The organism is Parendozoicomonas callyspongiae (assembly GCF_023502345.1).
Taxonomy (GTDB): Bacteria; Pseudomonadota; Gammaproteobacteria; order Pseudomonadales; family Endozoicomonadaceae; genus Sansalvadorimonas; species Sansalvadorimonas callyspongiae.
On record NZ_JAMFLX010000082.1, the window covers coordinates 1 to 1,358 of the forward strand.

The 1,358-nt window shown below is 38.6% G+C and carries 2 protein-coding genes; both read right to left on the reverse strand.

Features of this window, described 5'->3' with window-relative positions:
* Positions 1-74: 74 nt before the first annotated feature.
* Complete coding sequence (locus M3P05_RS20340; protein WP_249701962.1) at positions 75-626, reverse strand: hypothetical protein; 552 nt, start codon at positions 624-626, stop codon at positions 75-77.
* The gene (locus tag M3P05_RS20345; RefSeq protein WP_249701963.1) at positions 623-1,300 is read right to left on the reverse strand and encodes an AHH domain-containing protein; all 678 of its coding nucleotides are present in this window, start codon (positions 1,298-1,300) and stop codon (positions 623-625) included. The genes M3P05_RS20340 and M3P05_RS20345 overlap by 4 nt, the downstream gene beginning before the upstream one ends.
* Positions 1,301-1,358: the final 58 nt, after the last annotated feature.

Below are 1,358 nucleotides of genomic sequence, written 5' to 3' on the forward strand. Positions count from 1 at the left end.
GCAGCTAACGCTCGCAGCAGGGGCTGCGCCGTCAGGTGCAGTCCCTTGCCTGCGCTTGTTACACGGCGGTTATTTTATACTGGACTAGCAGCAAGATCATTTGTAGCTTTTATGCCACTTAGACGGTGATCTTTAATAAGATTTTTAATTTTTTCGGAACAATAAAAGCCAGCGTAGTAATCAAAATCTGTTTTGAAAATATTTTTCTCAACGACTTTCTTGGGGTTGAAGTTAAGTGCCTTTAGTCCAGAATGGACACCACGATCAAGTATTTCTTCACTTTTATTAATATCAGCTTTAGCTCGGCTTAAGCAATTAAAAACCCAATATTTTTTGTTTGTTAGCTCAAGAAATTCTCCATCTTTGTCTATATGCTCATAAAGAATGTCTTTTGCTTTTTTAGAAAAAATAAGGCAACCATTGCCCCAGCAAGAAATATCAGGCAGTGTTGAAGACACACTTTCGATGAATTCCCAAGAGACAGGCTTCCAAGCCTTTTTTAGCGAAGAACTATTTTCAGTAAAAGACATAAATAACTCATCACCAAGAAATGACAATACCCGATCTAAGTCGAGTTCAAAGTAACCAAACTCTTCATGGTTGACCAGGATCTTATAGATACTCATAAACCGAGCCTTATGCGTGATTTTTGGGTGAGGTTTTCAAGTGGTACATCGCCATTTTGTAAGTCACGCCGTAAGTTACCAAGAATAATTCTAGCCACAGGTTCATTATTTGCCGATAGCATTTTCGTGGCAACCCACTGATCATATTTTGCAGTATGAATAACTTTATGGGGCAGTGCTTTTTTCATAGCCCAGTGAGGAGTATCGTTTATGTTTGAAGGGAGCCATACACCATTATCTGGATCATTAATTCCTATACCACACATATGAAGTCGGAGTCTTGCTTGCGTAGCATAGACCTGTGATTTTCCTTTCCCTTGTATTATATGATGACACTCACAATTTTTGTCTGGCTTTGGATACCCTTCAATGCTCATGAATTTTGCGAGTGTTTCTGTTGGGTGATGGGGTTCCTCTTTATTTAATAGCTTTTTCTTTCTTGCTTCATCCCTATAAATATCAAGCTGAGTTTGTACTTGAGCACAAGCTTCTGTAGTTCTTCTTTGAAGGTCAAGATGGGCTTTTTTTCTTGCTAGTTCCTGCTGGATACACGAGCTATTTTTTCTCGCAGAGTGAAAAGTTTCAGCTTTATTTTCAAATTCACAAATAGCTCTTTCTAATGGGGTCATTTCAAAGAGGTGCTTTTCAGCCCTCTTACCATTTATGTATTTCAATACTGATTACTCCTTTTTATTATTAGCGAGCACGATGTATCATCTAGCCGTGTAACGC

Coding starts and splice junctions, on each gene's coding strand:
- M3P05_RS20340 (WP_249701962.1), bottom strand. CDS start 626: ATGAGTATCTATAAGATCCTGGTCAACCATGAAGAGTTTGGTTACTTT.